Genomic DNA, 3,202 nt, shown 5'->3' with positions numbered 1-3,202 from the left:
CACCATATACATAAACTTCTTTAGTATCTTTATTAGAGTAAGGAATCTCTACTGTAGGAGCCTCGTTTTGACGTACAGGATTTACAACTACAGTAACTTCAATCTCACCTGACTCTTTACCTTGGCTATCAACAGCTTTATACTTAACTGTATAAGTGCCTGGGGTGTTTGTATCAACTGTCTTGGTTGCTGTGTTTCCATTTACTGAAACGACTTCAGCATGTACCTTATCACCTAGTGTTGCTTGAGCATCATCTTCTTTATCTGCCACTGTCACAAGAGAAGTAAGGTCCAGTTGAGCACCTTGTTCGACAGTTTTTCTGTTTCCTTCAACAGCTGAAGCAATAGTTGGTGCCTGGTTTTCTACTGAGCGCGATTGCCATCCAGCCACACTTGAGAAACCACCTTCCACCACATTTGAGATAGATGATACTTCTGTACCTGCAATCTTATCAGCCATTGTGAGGACAATCGTATCTTGGAACTTACCGTTCTCAACTGATTTGACAGTTGCCTTATCTGACTTTTGTGACACCCATGCAGCTGATAAACTGTCACGTTTGACTGGAACTTCAACTGTTTGACCTGCAGTATCTGTATAGCGCAAGTAAGCAATACCTGCATCATGAGGAACCTTAAGAGTAACCTCTTTTTGTCCTGCTACAACTGCATCCTGGTTAGTAGTCAAGCTTGAAGGTTCAACCGTTGTCTCACCGATTGATACTGGAACTGTGCGACGACTACTTTCTGTTCCGTCAACCGTTTGAGTCACCTGAACAGTTTGACGTGGTTTGATAGTCGTACCCTCACCCTGATTGTTGTTCAAGGCTGTTGGAAGCTCACCTGTAGTCCAGTTACCACTACTGTCAACAGTGACGTTACCGATGTTTTGCTCCTGACCATCGATATAAAGTTTGATAGTTGCCCCTGGAACCCCTGTCCCTGAAAGAGTGCTTGAAGTCGACGCCACTGTCTGAACAGGAACATTGATAGAAGTGTTCGTCAAGTTTGGAGTCACACTTGGTGCACCAACCTGACTAACCAAGTTCTTGTCGTACTTACCTGAGATAGCATACCAGTTATTCCTTGGTAGCCCTGTCTTGGATTCAACTCCGGCAATATAAGAAATGGCTTGTGATGAGTCTTCAACTATTGTACGGTACTTAATAGTAAACTTGCGAGCACTAGAACTATTAGATAATTGGAGGACATATACCTTTTTTGTATCCCCCATAACACCGCTAAGACCATCTACATTATTGTAATCACTTCCGACAGTATTTTTGACACGCCATTCAAGTTTATTTCCTGCGTCAACATACTGAACACCTTCTGCATTTGCTGAACCAGCACCTGATTCTTTATTTGCATCCTTCCAGCCATCGCGATCTACGTAAGCACCATTGTAATCTGTCACAACATTGTAAGGGTCAGATACATTCTTTGGAATTGTGAAATAGTAGTATCCTCCCATCCTATCGTACTGAGCCTCGTTAAAGGTTACAGTCCACTCTAATACTGGGCGACCTTGACCAGATGGATCAGTTGCGACTGTCTTCCCATTGACTACCTCATAGTCGTCCAACTGTCTGTATTCAATCTTAGCACGTTGAGTTGGAGTCCCACTGTTTACTTGAGCAGTTCGATTTTGGTAAACATATTTAATATCTCTTCCTTCCATCGAACGTTCTTGCCCTACTGCACGACGACTACGCACACGAGGCACATTTGCCGTTTCTGACACAGTAACATTATTTGCACTAGCGCTCACTGAGCTTGCTGTAGTCGACGATGCTGTAGAAGCTGTGACTGAACGAGATGCCTCTGAAGCAGTTGCTGGTTTTGCAGTTGATACATTTGTTGAACTAGTAACTTCTGAAGCAACTACTGGACTTGTTAAGGTTGATGCTGATGAAGCCGGCGCTGAACTTGTAGCACTTGATGAAGCTGGTGCTGTTGAAGCCGGCGCTGAACTTGTAGCACTTGATGAAGCTGGTGCTTCCGAACTTACTGCTACACTTGATGCAACTGAGCTTGTAGGTGCAACCGACGTCGCTGTAACTGTTTCAGTAGCTGCTGGTGCTACCGTAGCAGTTGCTGCACTTTCTGGTGCTGTGCTTGGCGAAGTTGTAGCCACGACTCCCTCGCCTTGACTTGTACTTACAGATGTAGCTGCAACTGTTGCTCCATCAGATGTCGTTTCATCCGCTTGAGCTGTGTGACCAATCATGATCAAAGTACCAAGCAAGACCGAGCAGACTCCGATATTCAATTTACGAATCGAGAAACGACTCTTCTTACTAAAGATATCTTTACCCATATTTCCTCCTAGACAAGAAATCATTAGATTTTGATTGCTCTTGTCTCTTCTAAAAATAATATAAATTGAATTTCCCTAACATAAAATATATCATATAATTAGAATTGAATCAATATTTTACCATCATAAAATTAGTTTTCTCTATTTTTTTAAAATAACTTAAGCATTATCCTTTAAAAAATATTATTTTTTTACACCCTCTTTTTATACAGAACCTATAAAACTTTACACATATAATTCAAAATATAAAAAAAGCTTTTTATCCAAAGCCTTTAGAGCACCTTATAATGTTAACGTATATTACTTTTTAAAAGCATTACAATTTTCGAATCATAGAATAATTCTCACGTTTTACACTCTCATCATTTATAGGTACACTCATAATAAAACTAATAACCAAGTATAAATATGCATATTTTTAGATTTATTAATGCCATTAAATTAAAAAGATATCAATAATTTTAATGATTGTTTTTTTCATCAAGCTTTATTTTTAACTGAATAATTAAAAAATATTCTATAATGTTTGTAATGGCTAAAACTGCTATAAAGATTATAGAGCCAGTATTTTTAATACTAAAATTGCCATTATGAACCAGTTCGATAAGAAGTCACTACCCTATCGAGCCTTGAAAAATCACTGGCGACTCCTGCAAAAGGTCAGCCGTAGGCTATCTCCCAACTCTTTTTTCCGTCAAACTTTAGTACCACATGAAATCATTGAGAAGACATCGGTCTTTTCAGAAGAGTTCGCTAATGCCTACAAACTTTACCAGCTCTTACTATTTCTCTTTCAGGAGAAGAGAGTAGATGAGTTCTTTGAGTTGATAGAGGAGAACATGAGCAAGGTCAATCACTACTTTCAAACGGTCTTTAGGACTT

Annotated in this window: 1 protein-coding gene and 1 pseudogene; one reads left to right on the top strand and one right to left on the bottom strand. The window is 39.7% G+C overall.

The window, feature by feature from the left end; genetic code table 11:
- Positions 1-2,320: YSIRK-type signal peptide-containing protein (locus tag AX662_RS07205; RefSeq protein ID WP_197414680.1), on the bottom strand; the 2,320-nt coding region annotated here is incomplete at its 3' end.
- Positions 2,321-2,895: 575 nt separating this feature from the next.
- Here AX662_RS07205 and AX662_RS10410 point away from each other — a divergent pair.
- Positions 2,896-3,202 (top strand): annotated as a pseudogene (locus AX662_RS10410) (ISL3 family transposase); the annotation flags it as partial.

Source organism: Streptococcus sp. CCH5-D3, assembly GCF_001556435.1.
Lineage (GTDB): Bacteria > Bacillota > Bacilli > Lactobacillales > Streptococcaceae > Streptococcus.
This window is presented reverse-complemented; position numbering and strand designations above follow the sequence as displayed.